We start from the raw sequence: 14,140 nt of genomic DNA on the forward strand, positions 1-14,140 counted from the left end.
CTCAATTCGTTCAGATATATAAGATAATTCCCACGGGAACTTTTACCGAACACGCCAAGTGCAATGTCCAAAAACTAACAAGAGTTTTTATCGAATGACTGAAAACCCCGTTTTTGAGCGTGCGACCCGGTTCCTGTCGGCGCTGCGGCATTGTCAGGTACTCGGGCTGCGCGTTCACAGCGCCAGCAGCGAAGGACTGACGGTTGTCCTGCCTTACAGTCCACAGATCGTCGGTAACCCAAAAACCGGCGTTATCCATGGCGGGGCGTTGACGACGTTGATGGACACCGCGTGCGGCATGTCGACCCTCTGCGTGCTGCCCGAATTTGAAGTCTGTCCGACTCTCGATTTGCGCATCGACTACATGCATGCCGCCGAGCCACATAAGGATGTCTACGGTTTTGCCCAATGCTACCGGGTCACCACCGACGTGATCTTCGCTCGAGGCTTCGCTTATCAGGACGACCCCGAGCAGCCCATCGCGCATGTCGTCGGCACCTTCATGCGCATGGGCAAGGCCGTCAAAGGCACCAAGGGATTTGGCGGCGTGATCGCCGGAGAGGCGAAATGACTGACACCTTCAAGGAACAGCTTCAGCAGGCCCATGAGCGAGGTGACTACGCCTCGCTGCTGCACCTGCTTCCCTACGCCAAGTTGATCGGCGTTGAGTGTTCGCGTGTCGGCGATGAACTGCTGTTTCGCCTGCCTGCCAACAAGGACAACATTGGTAACCCTTTACTGCCTGCAATACATGGCGGGGTGATTGCCGGGTTCATGGAGCTTAGTGCCGCACTGCACCTGTTGATTTTCACCGGTTCGCCCGGTGTGCCGAAGATCATCGACTTCTCCCTCGACTATCTGCGCGCAGGGCAGTTTCGCGATACGTGGGCCCGCTGCCAGGTGTGCCGCCAGGGCCGGCGCGTTGCCAACGTCGCGATTACCGCCTGGCAAACCACCCAGGCCGAACCGATTGCCACGGCCCGCGCCCATTTCAAAATTGAAGAGCCCTTGAAATCCTGAACTCAGCCCCAAACTCTGATGACAACCCGCCGCCGACCCTGATGGTCGTGGCCACTGCCATCTGATTGGAGTTTGATGACCATGAGTGTGGAAACTCAAAAGGAAACCCTGGGCTTCCAGACCGAGGTGAAGCAACTGCTGCACCTCATGATCCATTCGCTGTATTCCAACAAGGAAATTTTCCTTCGCGAATTGATCTCGAACGCCTCTGACGCTGTCGACAAATTACGTTTCGAAGCCCTGTCCAAGCCTGAATTGCTGGAAGGCGGCGCCGAACTGAAAATCCGTGTGAGCTTCGACAAGGACGCGAAAACCGTCACCCTCGAAGACAACGGCATCGGCATGAGCCGCGAAGATGCGATCACCCATCTGGGCACCATCGCCAAATCCGGCACAGCCGACTTCATGAAACACCTGTCGGGCGATCAGAAGAAAGATTCGCACTTGATCGGTCAGTTTGGTGTGGGTTTCTACTCGGCTTTCATCGTCGCCGACAAAGTAGACGTGTTCAGCCGTCGTGCCGGTGCTGACGCCAGCGAAGGCGTGCACTGGTCTTCCAAGGGCGAAGGCGATTTTGAAGTTGCCACCGTTGAAAAAGCCGAGCGCGGTACTCGCATCGTCCTGCACCTGAAGTCCGGTGAAGACGAATTTGCCGATGGCTGGCGTCTGCGTAACATCATCAAGAAATACTCCGACCACATCGCTTTGCCGATCGAGTTGCCTAAAGAAGTGGCTGCCGTCGAAGGCGAAGAGAAGCCAGCCGTTGAATGGGAAACCGTCAACCGCGCCAGCGCCCTGTGGACCCGTCCTCGCACTGAAATCAAGGACGAGGAATACCAGGAGTTCTACAAACACATCGCTCACGATTTCGAAAATCCGCTGAGCTGGAGCCACAACAAGGTCGAAGGCAAGCTCGAATACAGCTCGCTGCTGTACGTGCCGACCCGTGCTCCGTTCGATCTGTACCAGCGTGAAGCGCCTAAAGGCCTGAAGCTGTACGTGCAGCGCGTGTTCGTCATGGACCAGGCGGAGTCGTTCCTGCCGCTGTACCTGCGCTTCATCAAAGGTGTGGTCGATTCCAACGACTTGTCGCTGAACGTGTCGCGGGAAATCCTGCAGAAAGACCCGATCATCGATTCCATGAAGTCGGCGCTGACCAAGCGCGTTCTGGACATGCTGGAAAAACTGGCGAAGAACGAGCCTGAGCAATACAAAGGCTTCTGGAAAAACTTTGGTCAGGTCATGAAAGAAGGCCCGGCAGAAGACTTCGCCAATAAAGAGAAAATCGCCGGCCTGCTGCGTTTCGCATCGACCAGCGGTGATGAAGGCGAACAGGTTGTGGGTCTGGCCGATTACCTGGCTCGCGCCAAGGAAGGTCAGGACAAGATCTACTACCTGACTGGCGAAACCTACGCGCAAGTCAAAAACAGCCCGCACCTGGAAGTCTTCCGCAAGAAAGGCATCGAAGTGCTGCTGCTGACCGACCGTATCGACGAGTGGCTGATGAGCTACCTCAGCGATTTCGACGGCAAGAGCTTTGTCGACGTGGCGCGTGGTGACCTGGACCTGGGCAACCTGGACTCGGAAGAGGACAAGAAAGCCGCGGAAGAAGTCGCCAAGTCCAAAGAAGGTCTGGTTGAACGTCTGAAAACCGCACTGGGCGATTCTGTCGCTGAAGTACGGGTTTCCCATCGTCTGACCGACTCCCCGGCGATTCTGGCCATCGGCGAGCAGGACCTGGGCATGCAGATGCGTCAGATCCTCGAAGCCAGCGGCCAGAAGGTTCCGGATTCGAAGCCGATCTTCGAATTCAACCCGGGCCACCCGCTGATCGAGAAGCTCGACAACGAGCAGAGCGACGAGCGCTTCGGCGACCTGTCGCACATCCTCTTCGATCAGGCCGCGTTGGCAGCCGGCGACAGCTTGAAAGACCCGGCCGCGTATGTGCGCCGCCTCAACAAGCTGCTGGTTGAACTGTCGGTTTAACGGCGTTGTACAAAAACCCGCTTCGGCGGGTTTTTTTCATTCTGGGGTCTTTAACTGGGAGTTTGTCATGAGCCAAATCACTGTTCGTTCCGTCACCTATCAGATTGATGGCCAGTCGTATGAAAGCCGTCTGGCCTTCGATGCTGACCATAAGGGCCCGCGCCCGGGTCTGTTGATGGCGCCGAACTGGATGGGCGTCAGCGCCGGTGCCGAGGCCATTGCCAAATCCGTGGCCTCCAAGGGTTATGTGGTGTTGATCGCGGACCTTTACGGTCAAGCGGTGCGTCCGCAGAACGGCGACGAGGCGGGCGCGGCAATGATGCCGCTGAAGAACGACCGCGCGTTGCTGCGCACGCGCATGCAGGCGGCGTTCGAGCAGTTGCAAGGGCAGGGCGAGGCGGCGGTCGATACCTCTAAACTGGCGACGTTCGGTTTCTGCTTCGGCGGTTGCTGTGCGCTGGAACTGGCCCGCACGGGCGCGCCGGTAAAAGCTGCCGTTTCGTTCCATGGCACCCTGGATACGCCGAACGTCAACGATGCGAAAAACATCAAGGGCTCGGTGCTTGTGTTGCATGGGGCGTCCGATCCATTGGTGCCAAAAGAACAACTGCCGGCGTTCGAAGCGGAAATGAATGCGGCGGAGGTGGATTGGCAATTGCTGAGCTACGGTGGCGCGGTGCATTCGTTTACTGATCCGCATGCGAATGTGCCGGGCAAGATGATGTATGACGCGAAGACAGCCGCTCGGGCGTTTACCTCGATGCACAACTTGCTGGATGAGGTGTTTAAAGCCTGATTGCTGTTAAGCCCTGACATCGTCGGTGTCAGGGCTGGCCTCATCGCGAGCAAGCTCGCTCCCACATTGGAATGCATTCCCATGTGGGAGCGGGCTTGCCCGCGATGGCGGTGTAACTAACGCCGAAGATCCTGAGGCAATTCGATCCGCTCGGTTTCCCCCGGCACCGTCGGCCAGTCCCCGGCTGCCCAGCGTCGGCGCGCTTCATCGATCGCTGCCGGATCGCTTGCCACAAAATTCCAGTTGATCCGCCGTGGCCCATCCAGTGGCGCCCCACCGAACAGCACGGCATGACTGTCGCTCTCGGCAAACAACGTCATTTCCTCCCCGGCCGGCAAGACCACCAGCGAGTGCGGCTCCAGCAACTCGCCCTCCAGCTGCACGTCGCCACTTAACACATACAGCGCCCGTTCTTCATGCTCGGTGGGAATCAGCAAAGTGGTCGCCGTTTGCAGGTTCAATTCCGCATACAGCGTAGGAGAAAGCACCGGGACCGGCGATTCCAGGCAGAAGCCTGACCCGGCAATCATCCGGATCTTCACCCCAAGGTTATCGCTGACTGGCAGTGTTGCCGCGGGATGATGGCTGTAGTGCCCCGGCCCCTGTTCATGTTCCTTGGGGGAGGCGAGCCAGATCTGCAAACCGTGCATCGTGAAGCCGCTGGCCTTCAAGGCTTCAGGCGTGCGTTCGACATGAGCTATCGCGCTGCCCGCCGTCATCCAGCTGACATCACCCGCTTCCACCACTTGGTCGGAACCGAGACTGTCCTTGTGCTGGATTTTTCCTTCGAACAAATAGGTGAGGGTGGACAGGCCGATATGCGGATGCTGGCGGATGTTCATGCCTTTACCCGGCGCGTAACGGGTTTCGAGCATGTGATCAAAAAACACGAAAGGCCCGACGCTGCGGCACTTGGCTGACGGCAATGGGCGCAGAATCGGCTGGCCTTCGACATCTTCGGCGCGGGGGCGGATCACGAGTGGCGTGTTCATGGTGCATTCCAGGCTGAGCGGGTGACGCAGGGAGCATAACCCGCTTGCGCAGCCGTTGCCGCTATTGGCTGAAGGCACCTTCGGACAGATGGGTTTCGATGCTGACTTCAGTGCTGGTCATCAGTTTATGCACCGGGCAACGATCCGCCACGCGGTGCAGCTCTTCGCGCTGAGCATCGGTGAGCACGCCCTTGAGGGTCAGTTTGACGTGCAGGGCGTATTTGCCTTTCTGCTCTTCGCTGTTGTCACGCTTGACCTCGACCGTCACGCCGGTCAGGGGAATGTCTTTTTTCTTCGCATACATCTTCAGCGTCAGGGCTTTGCAGGCACCCAGTGCCGCATCGAAATAATCGTGTGGCTCGGGTGCCGAGCCTTCGCCGCCCGCCGAGATTGGCGCATCGGCAAACAGTTCGTGGTCATCGATCTGGACACTGTGGCGCAAACCATCGGCGGAAACGGTATTGACGGTAACGGTCATGGGAAACCTCGCAGGCATCAGGAAAGGACATTCGATCAAAAAAGACCTTGAAGGTATAGAGCATTGCAGCACTTGCGCGTTCCACTTTCTTACACGCGGCCATGAGCCGGCGATGTGACCGGCCAGCCGCAGAAGGTTGCGGAGGAGGCAATCCGTGCCTATGTTCCATGCGAGGCATTACCGGCGATTGGCACAAGTTTCATCGCCCGTTGCTGTCCATCCAATGCGGATTTTCGCAGTGAGGTTACGACATGCCAAACGACTCCCGCCCTGCCGTGCTCGAACTGATCGGCAACACGCCGCTGGTGCGCGTCAGCCGCTTCGATACCGGTCCCTGCACCCTGTTCCTCAAGCTCGAATCACAGAACCCCGGCGGCTCGATCAAGGACCGTATTGGCCTGGCGATGATCGACGCCGCCGAGCGCGATGGCCGCCTGCGCCCTGGCGGAACCATCGTCGAGGCCACTGCCGGCAACACCGGCCTCGGCTTGGCCCTGGTCGGACGCGCCAAGGGTTATCGCGTGGTGCTGGTGGTACCGGACAAGATGTCCACCGAGAAGGTCTTGCACCTCAAGGCGATGGGCGCCGAGGTGCACATCACTCGCTCGGATGTCGGCAAGGGCCATCCCGATTATTACCAGGACGTGGCGGCGCGACTGGCGCAGGAAATTCCCGATGCGTTCTTCGCCGATCAGTTCAACAACCCGGCCAATCCGCTGGCCCACGAGTGCAGCACCGCGCCGGAAATCTGGGCGCAGACCCAGCATGACCTCGACGCCATTGTCGTCGGTGTCGGTTCGGCTGGCACGTTGACCGGCTTGACCCGTTTCTTTCAGCGTGTGCAACCCAACCTTGAGATGGTGCTGGCCGATCCGGTCGGTTCGGTGATGGCTGAATACAGTCGCAGCGGCGTCCTCGGCAAGGCGGGCTCGTGGGCGGTGGAGGGCATCGGCGAAGACTTCATTCCGTCGATTGCCGACCTGTCCAGCGTGCGCCACGCCTACTCGATCAGCGATGAGGAAAGCTTCGATCACGCCCGTCAATTGCTGCGCGCCGAAGGCATTCTGGGTGGCTCGTCGACCGGCACATTACTGGCGGCAGCGCTGCGTTACTGCCGAGAGCAAACCGAGCCCAAGCGCGTGGTCAGCTTCGTCTGCGACACCGGCACCCGCTATCTGTCGAAGGTTTACAACGATCAGTGGATGAACGATCAAGGCCTGTTGCAGTACAAGCGCTATGGCGACTTGCGCGACCTGATTGCGCGGCGCTTCGAGGATGGCCGGGTGATCAGCGTCGGCCCGGATGACACGCTGCTGACGGCTTTTCAGCGCATGCGCCTGGCGGATGTGTCACAACTGCCAGTGTTGGCGGACGGAAAGCGCCTGGTCGGCGTGATCGATGAGTCCGATATTCTGCTGGGCGTACACGAAGACGCTTCGCACTTGCGCATGCCCGTGGCCAGCGCCATGACCGACAAATTGCAAACTCTGCCTGCCGCCGCCAGTCTGGCCGAACTGCAAGCGGAGCTCGATCGCGGTTTGGTGGCGATCATCGCCGATGCTGCGGGGTTCCACGGTTTGATTACCCGAGTCGACATGCTCAATCACTTACGGAGATCCCTTAAATGAGTCAACACGATGAAACCGCTGCGCCCCGTGCCTTCGGCACCCGTGTGATCCATGCCGGACAGACCCCGGACCCTACCACCGGTGCGTTAATGCCGCCGATTTACGCTAACTCCACTTATTTGCAGCAAAGTCCCGGCGTGCACAAGGGCTTCGATTACGGGCGCTCGCATAACCCGACGCGCTTCGCGCTGGAGCGTTGCGTGGCGGACCTTGAAAGCGGCACCCAGGCTTTCGCGTTCGCCTCCGGGCTGGCGGCGATTTCCACGGTGCTGGAGTTGCTCGACGCGGGCTCGCACATCGTTTCCGGCAATGATTTGTATGGCGGCACTTTTCGACTGTTCGACAAGGTGCGCAAACGCAGTGCCGGGCATCGGTTCAGCTTCGTCGATCTGACTGACCTGGCGGGATTCGAAGCGGCACTGCAGCCCGAGACGAAAATGGTCTGGGTCGAGACACCCAGCAATCCGTTGCTGAGCCTGACGGACCTCGCCGCTGTCGCGCGTATCTGCCGCCAGCGGGGCATCATCTGTGTTGCTGACAACACCTTTGCCAGCCCCTGGATTCAGCGTCCGCTGGAGCTGGGATTCGACATCGTGCTGCACTCGACCACCAAGTATTTGAATGGTCACTCCGACGTGATCGGCGGCATCGCGGTGGTCGGGCAGAACCCGGAGCTGGCCGAGCGCCTGGGTTTTCTGCAGAACTCGGTCGGCGCGATCGCCGGGCCGTTTGATGCGTTCCTCACCCTGCGTGGCGTGAAAACCCTGGCGCTGCGTATGGAACGCCATTGCAGCAACGCGTTGGAGCTGGCGCAATGGCTGGAGCGTCAGCCGCAGGTGGCGCGCGTCTACTATCCAGGTTTACCGTCGCACCCGCAGCACGAACTGGCTCGGCAGCAAATGCGCGGATTCGGCGGGATGATTTCCCTTGATCTGAACAGCGACCTGGCTGGGGCCCGACGCTTCCTTGAAAACGTGCAGATATTCGCTTTGGCCGAGAGCCTGGGCGGGGTGGAAAGCCTGATTGAGCACCCGGCGATCATGACTCACGCCACCATTCCCATTGCGACCCGCGCGCAGCTTGGCATCGGCGATGCGCTGGTGCGTTTGTCCGTGGGGGTCGAGGATGTCGAAGACTTGCGCGCCGATCTGGCCCAGGCGTTGGCGAAGATCTGAAAAACAGCAGGCATAAAAAAATCCGGAATCCTTGGTGGATTCCGGATTCTTGTGTCAAACCGGATCAGCTGCCTTTGACAGTCTTGCCGTTGACCGTACCGTCCAGGAGCATGATGTTGTACTCCTTGCCGTCGGTTTCAACCTGTTGCAGGCGGACCAGCAGGTAATCCCAGTCCTTGGCGAACCACAGCACGGTGATGCGCTTGCTTTGCGTCGGGTCACGCACGCGCTCGACCTTGACCGCATCGATCTGGCCAGCCTTGGTGTCGACTTTTTCCGAACCCAGTACGCGGAAGTCATAGGTATCGACTTCGCCACCATCGACAACCTGATAGCTCATGCTTTTCTTGCCAGCGGCCACGTCGTGTTGCAGGGCCAGCTGATAAGTGGATTTGTCGACCATGCCGCGATTAAGCGGGACCTTGACCGGGTCACCGCGATCGGTGCCGGTTACCATCTTGTTGGTCCAGTCGAAGTCCAGGTCGGCTTTCTTGGCTTTGCCCAGGCCGCCGCGTTCGAAGTGGTAGGACTGTGGCAGCAAGGTGTCCTTGTCCAGAGTCAGGGTGCTTTCTTCGGTAAGGCTGGCGATCATCATCGACGCCTTGAAGCTGAGCTTCCAGGCGCCGTTGGCTTGCTTGGTCAGGCTGCGTTCAGCGGTGCCGCTCATGGGCAGCTGTTTCCAGTCTGCAGTGTAACTGGCGGAGAAGGGTTGAAGTTCTGCAGCCTGCGCAAACGGCAGGGCGAGCAGAGCGCAAGCGAAGAGCAGGGCGCGACGCATAAAATCTCCTAGGTTCGAATCAAGTGGCCGCTGGCCGCGAGTAACTTTCCATCCAGTAAAGCACCTTGCTCGCTGAGCGCTAAACGCCCTTCGGCAAACCAGCGTACGGCCATTGGGTAGATCAGGTGTTCTTGAGCATGGACCCGCTGCGCCAGACTCTGCGGCGAGTCATGCAACTCTACCGGTATTACTGCCTGTACGACCAGTGGTCCGCCATCGAGTTCCTCGGTGACGAAGTGCACGGAGCAGCCGTGCTCGGTGTCGCCGGCCTCCAGCGCGCGCTGATGAGTGTGTAACCCTTTGTATTTGGGCAGCAGCGAGGGATGGATATTGAGCAGGCGACCCGCGTAGTGACGCACGAAGTCAGCGCTGAGAATGCGCATGAAACCGGCCAGTACCACGAGTTTGGGATTGAAAGCGTCGATCAGTTCGATCAGCGCGGCATCGAAGACCTCGCGGCCTTCGTAAGCCTTGTGATCCAGGAAGCGGGTTTCGATACCCGCGTCCCTGGCGCGTTGCAGGCCGTAGGCGTCGGCGCGGTTGGAAATCACCGCAGCGATGCGGACCGGGCTGTCGCCGGTCCGCGTGCTGTCGATCAAGGCCTGCAAGTTACTGCCGGTGCCGGACAACAGCACCACCACATCACAGGTCTGGGACATCAATGAGCCTTGAGGTTCTTCAGTTCAACCTGGGCTGCGCCTTCGGCAGCGGTGGCGATCTGACCGATGACCCAAGGCTGCTCGCCGGCTTCACGCAACACGTTCAGCGCGGTTTCAACGTGCTCTTGAGCGACGCAGATGACCATGCCCACGCCGCAGTTCAGCACGCGGTGCATTTCGTTTTCGTCGACGTTGCCTTTCTCTTGCAGCCAGTCGAATACGGCAGGACGGGTCCAGCTCGCAACGTCAACCACCGCTTGGGCGCCTTTTGGCAGCACGCGCGGGATGTTGTCCAGCAGGCCACCACCGGTGATGTGGGCCATGGCCTTGACCGCGCCGGTGTCCTTGATCAGCTTGAGCAGTGGCTTCACGTAGATGCGGGTCGGGGCCATCAGCAGGTCGGTCAGCGGTTTGCCGTCGAGCTGGATGTTTTCGATGTCAGCGCCGGACACTTCGATGATCTTGCGGATCAGCGAGTAACCGTTGGAGTGCGGGCCGGAGGATGGCAGGGCCAGCAGGGCATCGCCGGCAGCGACTTTGGAACCGTCGATGATTTCGGATTTTTCCACGACGCCGACGCAGAAGCCGGCCAGGTCGTAGTCTTCGCCTTCGTACATGCCTGGCATTTCAGCGGTTTCGCCGCCAACCAGCGAGCAGCCGGACAATTCGCAGCCTGCACCGATGCCGGTCACGACCTGGGTCGCGGTTTCGACGTTGAGTTTGCCGGTGGCGTAGTAGTCGAGGAAGAACAACGGCTCGGCGCCGCAGACCACCAGGTCGTTAACGCACATGGCCACCAGATCGATGCCGATGCTGTCGTGCTTGTTCAGGTTCAGTGCCAGGCGCAGCTTGGTGCCAACGCCGTCGGTGCCGGAAACCAGCACGGGCTGCTTGTAGCCGGCCGGGATTTCGCAGAGGGCGCCGAAACCGCCCAGGCCGCCCATGACTTCCGGGCGCGCAGTGCGCTTGGCGACGCTCTTGATGCGTTCGACCAATGCTTCACCGGCGTCGATGTCTACACCGGCGTCCTTGTAGCTCAGGGAGGGTTGCTTGCTCATGATCCAGGCCTTTAGGGGGGATTCAGGGGTAACGACCGAGTCCAGTGGGACCGCTGAAACTAACGAAGGCGAGTGCCGTCCGCGAATTTCAGGGTGCCCGGCTGTTGCCGGTCTGCGAAGGCGCGCGATTTTATCAGGCTTGAGGGGCAGCGGCCATCCTCAGGCCGACGGCAGGGGCATATCGGTTGAAAAAAACCGTTATGGCCCGTGTTGGTCGCCTCCTTGATGGCTGTATAAGGTAGCGCGATTAACCGTCTATCGTTATGACAGTGCGAAAACTTCGTCAGATCGGGGTGAATGTTTTGCGCAGGGCCGTGGTCACAGCCTTGCTCGATCGTCTTCATGCGGTCTGTTCCAGCCGCTCTTGTCGTCAGGAATCTTCCATGCGTTTTATTTCCAGATATGTGTTTGCAGGCTGTTTATCACTGGTCAGCCTGGCGAGTCATGCCGAAACCGTCAAAGGCCTTTATCAGGTGCGCGAGCCTGTCGGCAGTCAGTCGGCCGAGGAGCGTGACCAGGCGACGCAGCGCGCGCTGGACACACTGGTGCTGCGCCTGACGGGCGATCCTAAGTCGGTGCAAAGCCCGGGGCTGGCAGCACTGCGCAAGGACCCGCAGCAGATCATCAGTCAGTACGGTTTTGACGCCGGCCCGCCGCAAGTGCTGAAGGTCGATTTCGACCCGGCCACCACCGAGCAGGCGCTGCGCCGGGCCGGGTTGTCGTTATGGGGGGCGAATCGGCCCTCGATCCTGAGTTGGTGGCTGAACGACTCCGCCGAGGGTTCCAGCCTGGTGGGCGATGGCCAGGCCAGCGCGGCGCCGCTGCGTCGCGCGGCTCAACACCGTGGTCTGCCGCTGCGATTGCCGTTGGCGGACTTGAGCGAGCAACTGGTCGCCACGGCACCGCATCTTGAAGGCACGGACGCGACGCCCCTGCGTGCTGCATCGGATCGTTACAACGCTGATGCCTTGCTCGCGGTGCATGCCCGTGAAGAGGGTGGTCAGTGGCAGGCAAAGTGGAATTTGTGGCTGGGCGACAAAAAAGAGGCGGGCAGCGTGCAGGGCGCGGATCAGGCCACTGTGGCCGATGCGGTGATGCTGGCCGTCAGTGAGCGGCTGGCGCCGCGGTTTGTCGTCAAGCCGGGAGCTTCAGGGGAACAGTTGCTGGAAGTTCAGGGCATGAACCTGGAGCGATACGCCGCGCTCGGGCGCTTGCTGGAGCCCTTTGGTGCGCATCTGCAAAGTGTTGACGGTGAGCGCATTCTTTATCGGGTCAAAGGCAGCGTTGAGCAGTTGCGTTCGCAGCTGTCCCTGGCGAAGTTGCAAGAGGTTCCTGCGGGTCAGGCGCCAGCACCGGCGACGCCTGTGCAGCCGCTGGCCGAGGGTTCGGCGCCTGCGGTCGCGCCAACCCCGGCACCGGTGCCGCAGTTGCGATTCCGTTGGTAAGGTTTTCTTTCTTTATATAGATGCATAGGGAGTGGCACATGGCCGATACGCGGCGTTGGTTCTGGTTGGGTGGAGTGGTTCTGCTCTGCGCGTTTGTCTGGTTGTTGCATCCGATCCTCACGCCATTTCTGGTTGCGTTGCTGCTGGCCTATCTGTTCGATCCGCTCGTTGACCGGCTGGAGAAGGCGGGTCTGTCACGCACCTGGGGCGTGGTGGCGGTGTTCGCGCTGTTCACCCTGATCTTCACGACGCTGCTGCTGGTGTTGGTGCCGATGCTCGCCAAGCAGTTGTTTCGCTTGTATGAATTGGCGCCGCAAATGCTCGATTGGTTGCAGCACACCGCACTGCCGTGGGCGCAATCGAAATTCGGGCTGTCGGATAACTTCTGGAAGTTCGACAAGCTCAAGGCTGCGATCAGTGAACACATGGGCCAGACTACCGACATTGTCGGGGTGGTGCTGAGTCAGGCGACAGCGTCGGGACTGGCATTGATCGGCTGGCTGGCCAATCTGGTATTGATCCCGGTGGTGAGTTTCTACTTGCTGCGCGATTGGGATGTGATGATGGCCAAGATCCGCAGCCTGCTGCCCCGTGATCGCGAAGAGCGTGTCGTCATTCTCGCGGGCGAGTGCCACGAGGTGCTTGGGGCGTTTGTTCGCGGGCAATTGCTGGTGATGCTGGCGTTGGGTGTGATTTACGCTACCGGGCTGATGCTGCTAGGGCTGGAGCTGGGGTTGCTGATCGGAATGATCGCAGGCCTGGCGGCGATCGTGCCGTACATGGGCTTTGTCATCGGGATCGGCGCGGCATTGATTGCCGGACTGTTCCAGTTCGGTGGTGACCTTTACCCCATGCTGGGTATCGTCGCGGTATTCATGGTCGGTCAGGCGCTGGAAGGGATGGTGTTGACGCCGCTGTTGGTGGGTGACCGGATCGGTCTGCACCCGGTAGCGGTAATCTTCGCCATTCTGGCGGGTGGCGAGCTGTTCGGTTTTACCGGTGTGCTGCTGGCATTGCCGGTGGCGGCGGTCATCATGGTGCTGGTGCGCCATGTGCATGATTTGTATAAGGATTCCGATATGTACAGTGGAGTCGACGAACCTGAGCTATAAGGTGCGTTGATGACCTGTCGCGGGCGGCCCGGTTTGATGCCGGGCTGGCCTGCTTCCCTTGCGCCGCTGTCACATTCCCCGCCAAAGAAACTGTCATAAAACCCGGGCGCTAACGCAAACCTTTGATTTTGCTTATGGTCTGTCGCATTGTGCGACCCGCCTCACGGGTATAAACTTCGCAAACTTTACACAGAGGCCACTAACGGTTCCTTTGGAACTGTTCAGTCAGCATGAAACCGATTCAGCTGCCCCTAGGTGTGCGTCTGCGTGACGACGCTACCTTTATCAATTACTACCCAGGCGCCAATGCCGCTGCACTCGGCTATGTCGAGCGGCTATGCGAAGCCGACGCCGGCTGGACCGAAAGCCTGATTTATCTCTGGGGCAAGGACGGGGTTGGGCGCACGCATCTGTTGCAGGCGGCTTGCCTGCGCTTCGAACAACTGGGGGAGCCGGCGGTGTATCTGCCGTTGGCCGAGCTGCTGGATCGCGGCATCTCGATCCTCGATAACCTTGAACAATACGAACTGGTCTGCCTGGATGATTTGCAGGCGGTCGCCGGCCGTGCGGATTGGGAAGAGGCGCTGTTCCATCTGTTCAATCGTCTGCGCGACAGCGGTCGACGTCTGCTGATTGCGGCCTCGACCTCGCCACGCGAATTGCCGGTCAAGCTGGCGGACCTGAAATCGCGCCTGACCCTGGCTCTTATTTTCCAGATGCGTCCGCTCTCGGACGAAGACAAATTACGTGCCTTGCAACTGCGTGCATCCCGTCGCGGCCTGCACCTGACCGATGAGGTCGGGCATTTTATTTTGACTCGCGGCACCCGCAGCATGAGTGCACTTTTCGAGCTGCTTGAACGCCTCGACCAGGCCTCTCTTCAAGCTCAGCGCAAGCTGACCATTCCGTTCCTGAAAGAAACTTTAGGCTGGTAAAACCCAAGCCTGGCACGGGTTTCGGCATATTTCAGGCGCCAGAAAATCCGCTTTCCTACAGGCTGTAGGCTGCGCAGG

Annotated in this window: 14 protein-coding genes; 9 read left to right on the forward strand and 5 right to left on the reverse strand. The window is 59.7% G+C overall.

What is annotated here, in order from left to right; genetic code table 11:
• Positions 1 to 94: 94 nt before the first annotated feature.
• The 4 genes from ACM6I0_RS19795 (at position 95) to ACM6I0_RS19810 (ending at position 3,802) form a co-directional block, all read left to right on the forward strand.
• Positions 95 to 571, forward strand: coding sequence for a PaaI family thioesterase (locus ACM6I0_RS19795; protein WP_285435491.1), 477 nt, complete (start codon positions 95 to 97; stop codon positions 569 to 571).
• A complete protein-coding gene (locus ACM6I0_RS19800) occupies positions 568 to 1,020 on the forward strand; it encodes a PaaI family thioesterase (RefSeq protein WP_090181651.1) in 453 nt (150 codons plus the stop codon). Before ACM6I0_RS19795 ends, ACM6I0_RS19800 begins: the two co-directional genes overlap by 4 nt.
• A gap of 81 nt (positions 1,021 to 1,101) precedes the next feature.
• On the forward strand, positions 1,102 to 3,006 hold the full coding sequence (gene htpG, locus ACM6I0_RS19805) for a molecular chaperone HtpG (protein ID WP_414923064.1): 1,905 nt from the start codon (positions 1,102 to 1,104) through the stop codon (positions 3,004 to 3,006).
• A 67-nt stretch (positions 3,007 to 3,073) separates the two neighbouring features.
• Positions 3,074 to 3,802 (forward strand): dienelactone hydrolase family protein, encoded by a 729-nt coding sequence (locus ACM6I0_RS19810; RefSeq protein ID WP_414923065.1) that lies wholly within the window; start codon positions 3,074 to 3,076, stop codon positions 3,800 to 3,802.
• A gap of 116 nt (positions 3,803 to 3,918) precedes the next feature.
• Here ACM6I0_RS19810 and ACM6I0_RS19815 read toward each other — a convergent pair whose 3' ends face one another.
• Both ACM6I0_RS19815 and ACM6I0_RS19820 read right to left on the reverse strand, forming a co-directional pair.
• Entirely contained in the window at positions 3,919 to 4,794 is an 876-nt protein-coding gene (locus tag ACM6I0_RS19815) for a pirin family protein (RefSeq protein ID WP_414923066.1), read from the reverse strand.
• A gap of 61 nt (positions 4,795 to 4,855) precedes the next feature.
• Positions 4,856 to 5,272, reverse strand: coding sequence for an OsmC family protein (locus ACM6I0_RS19820; RefSeq protein WP_222585296.1), 417 nt, complete (start codon positions 5,270 to 5,272; stop codon positions 4,856 to 4,858).
• A 251-nt stretch (positions 5,273 to 5,523) separates the two neighbouring features.
• On the opposite strand from ACM6I0_RS19820, the gene ACM6I0_RS19825 reads away from it, so the two are divergent.
• Together ACM6I0_RS19825 and ACM6I0_RS19830 are read left to right on the forward strand one after the other, a co-directional pair.
• Complete coding sequence (locus ACM6I0_RS19825; protein WP_285435496.1) at positions 5,524 to 6,900, forward strand: pyridoxal-phosphate dependent enzyme; 1,377 nt, start codon at positions 5,524 to 5,526, stop codon at positions 6,898 to 6,900.
• Positions 6,897 to 8,075: a cystathionine gamma-synthase gene (locus ACM6I0_RS19830; RefSeq protein ID WP_208671908.1), complete on the forward strand. Its 1,179-nt coding sequence runs from the start codon at positions 6,897 to 6,899 to the stop codon at positions 8,073 to 8,075. Before ACM6I0_RS19825 ends, ACM6I0_RS19830 begins: the two co-directional genes overlap by 4 nt.
• Positions 8,076 to 8,139: 64 nt before the next feature.
• On the opposite strand, the gene ACM6I0_RS19835 is transcribed toward ACM6I0_RS19830, so the two are convergent.
• The 3 genes from ACM6I0_RS19835 to purM are packed head-to-tail and all read right to left on the reverse strand — an operon-like array spanning position 8,140 to position 10,570.
• Positions 8,140 to 8,853: a DUF3108 domain-containing protein gene (locus tag ACM6I0_RS19835; RefSeq protein ID WP_222585299.1), complete on the reverse strand. Its 714-nt coding sequence runs from the start codon at positions 8,851 to 8,853 to the stop codon at positions 8,140 to 8,142.
• Positions 8,854 to 8,861: 8 nt separating this feature from the next.
• Entirely contained in the window at positions 8,862 to 9,512 is a 651-nt protein-coding gene (purN, locus tag ACM6I0_RS19840; protein ID WP_414923067.1) for a phosphoribosylglycinamide formyltransferase, read from the reverse strand.
• On the reverse strand, positions 9,512 to 10,570 hold the full coding sequence (purM, locus tag ACM6I0_RS19845; RefSeq protein ID WP_010456810.1) for a phosphoribosylformylglycinamidine cyclo-ligase: 1,059 nt from the start codon (positions 10,568 to 10,570) through the stop codon (positions 9,512 to 9,514). Before purM ends, purN begins: the two co-directional genes overlap by 1 nt.
• Positions 10,571 to 10,953: 383 nt before the next feature.
• On the opposite strand from purM, the gene ACM6I0_RS19850 reads away from it, so the two are divergent.
• From ACM6I0_RS19850 to hda, 3 genes are all read left to right on the forward strand, one after another.
• Positions 10,954 to 12,015, forward strand: coding sequence for a DUF2066 domain-containing protein (locus tag ACM6I0_RS19850; RefSeq protein WP_414923068.1), 1,062 nt, complete (start codon positions 10,954 to 10,956; stop codon positions 12,013 to 12,015).
• Positions 12,016 to 12,053: 38 nt separating this feature from the next.
• Entirely contained in the window at positions 12,054 to 13,127 is a 1,074-nt protein-coding gene (locus ACM6I0_RS19855; protein ID WP_414923069.1) for an AI-2E family transporter, read from the forward strand.
• A gap of 230 nt (positions 13,128 to 13,357) precedes the next feature.
• A complete protein-coding gene (gene hda, locus ACM6I0_RS19860; protein ID WP_010456804.1) occupies positions 13,358 to 14,062 on the forward strand; it encodes a DnaA regulatory inactivator Hda in 705 nt (234 codons plus the stop codon).
• Positions 14,063 to 14,140 lie beyond the last annotated feature (78 nt).

This window comes from Pseudomonas sp. IT-P294 (genome assembly GCF_949767865.1).
Classification (GTDB): domain Bacteria; phylum Pseudomonadota; class Gammaproteobacteria; order Pseudomonadales; family Pseudomonadaceae; genus Aquipseudomonas.

Excerpts from the sequence above, each read along its gene's own strand:
- ACM6I0_RS19795 (WP_285435491.1), top strand. The coding sequence starts at position 95 with ATGACTGAAAACCCCGTTTTTGAGCGTGCGACCCGGTTCCTGTCGGCG.
- ACM6I0_RS19800 (WP_090181651.1), top strand. The coding sequence starts at position 568 with ATGACTGACACCTTCAAGGAACAGCTTCAGCAGGCCCATGAGCGAGGT.
- htpG (WP_414923064.1), top strand. The coding sequence starts at position 1,102 with ATGAGTGTGGAAACTCAAAAGGAAACCCTGGGCTTCCAGACCGAGGTG.
- ACM6I0_RS19810 (WP_414923065.1), top strand. The coding sequence starts at position 3,074 with ATGAGCCAAATCACTGTTCGTTCCGTCACCTATCAGATTGATGGCCAG.
- ACM6I0_RS19815 (WP_414923066.1), bottom strand. The coding sequence starts at position 4,794 with ATGAACACGCCACTCGTGATCCGCCCCCGCGCCGAAGATGTCGAAGGC.
- ACM6I0_RS19820 (WP_222585296.1), bottom strand. The coding sequence starts at position 5,272 with ATGACCGTTACCGTCAATACCGTTTCCGCCGATGGTTTGCGCCACAGT.
- ACM6I0_RS19825 (WP_285435496.1), top strand. The coding sequence starts at position 5,524 with ATGCCAAACGACTCCCGCCCTGCCGTGCTCGAACTGATCGGCAACACG.
- ACM6I0_RS19830 (WP_208671908.1), top strand. The coding sequence starts at position 6,897 with ATGAGTCAACACGATGAAACCGCTGCGCCCCGTGCCTTCGGCACCCGT.
- ACM6I0_RS19835 (WP_222585299.1), bottom strand. The coding sequence starts at position 8,853 with ATGCGTCGCGCCCTGCTCTTCGCTTGCGCTCTGCTCGCCCTGCCGTTT.
- purN (WP_414923067.1), bottom strand. The coding sequence starts at position 9,512 with ATGTCCCAGACCTGTGATGTGGTGGTGCTGTTGTCCGGCACCGGCAGT.
- purM (WP_010456810.1), bottom strand. The coding sequence starts at position 10,570 with ATGAGCAAGCAACCCTCCCTGAGCTACAAGGACGCCGGTGTAGACATC.
- ACM6I0_RS19850 (WP_414923068.1), top strand. The coding sequence starts at position 10,954 with ATGCGTTTTATTTCCAGATATGTGTTTGCAGGCTGTTTATCACTGGTC.
- ACM6I0_RS19855 (WP_414923069.1), top strand. The coding sequence starts at position 12,054 with ATGGCCGATACGCGGCGTTGGTTCTGGTTGGGTGGAGTGGTTCTGCTC.
- hda (WP_010456804.1), top strand. The coding sequence starts at position 13,358 with ATGAAACCGATTCAGCTGCCCCTAGGTGTGCGTCTGCGTGACGACGCT.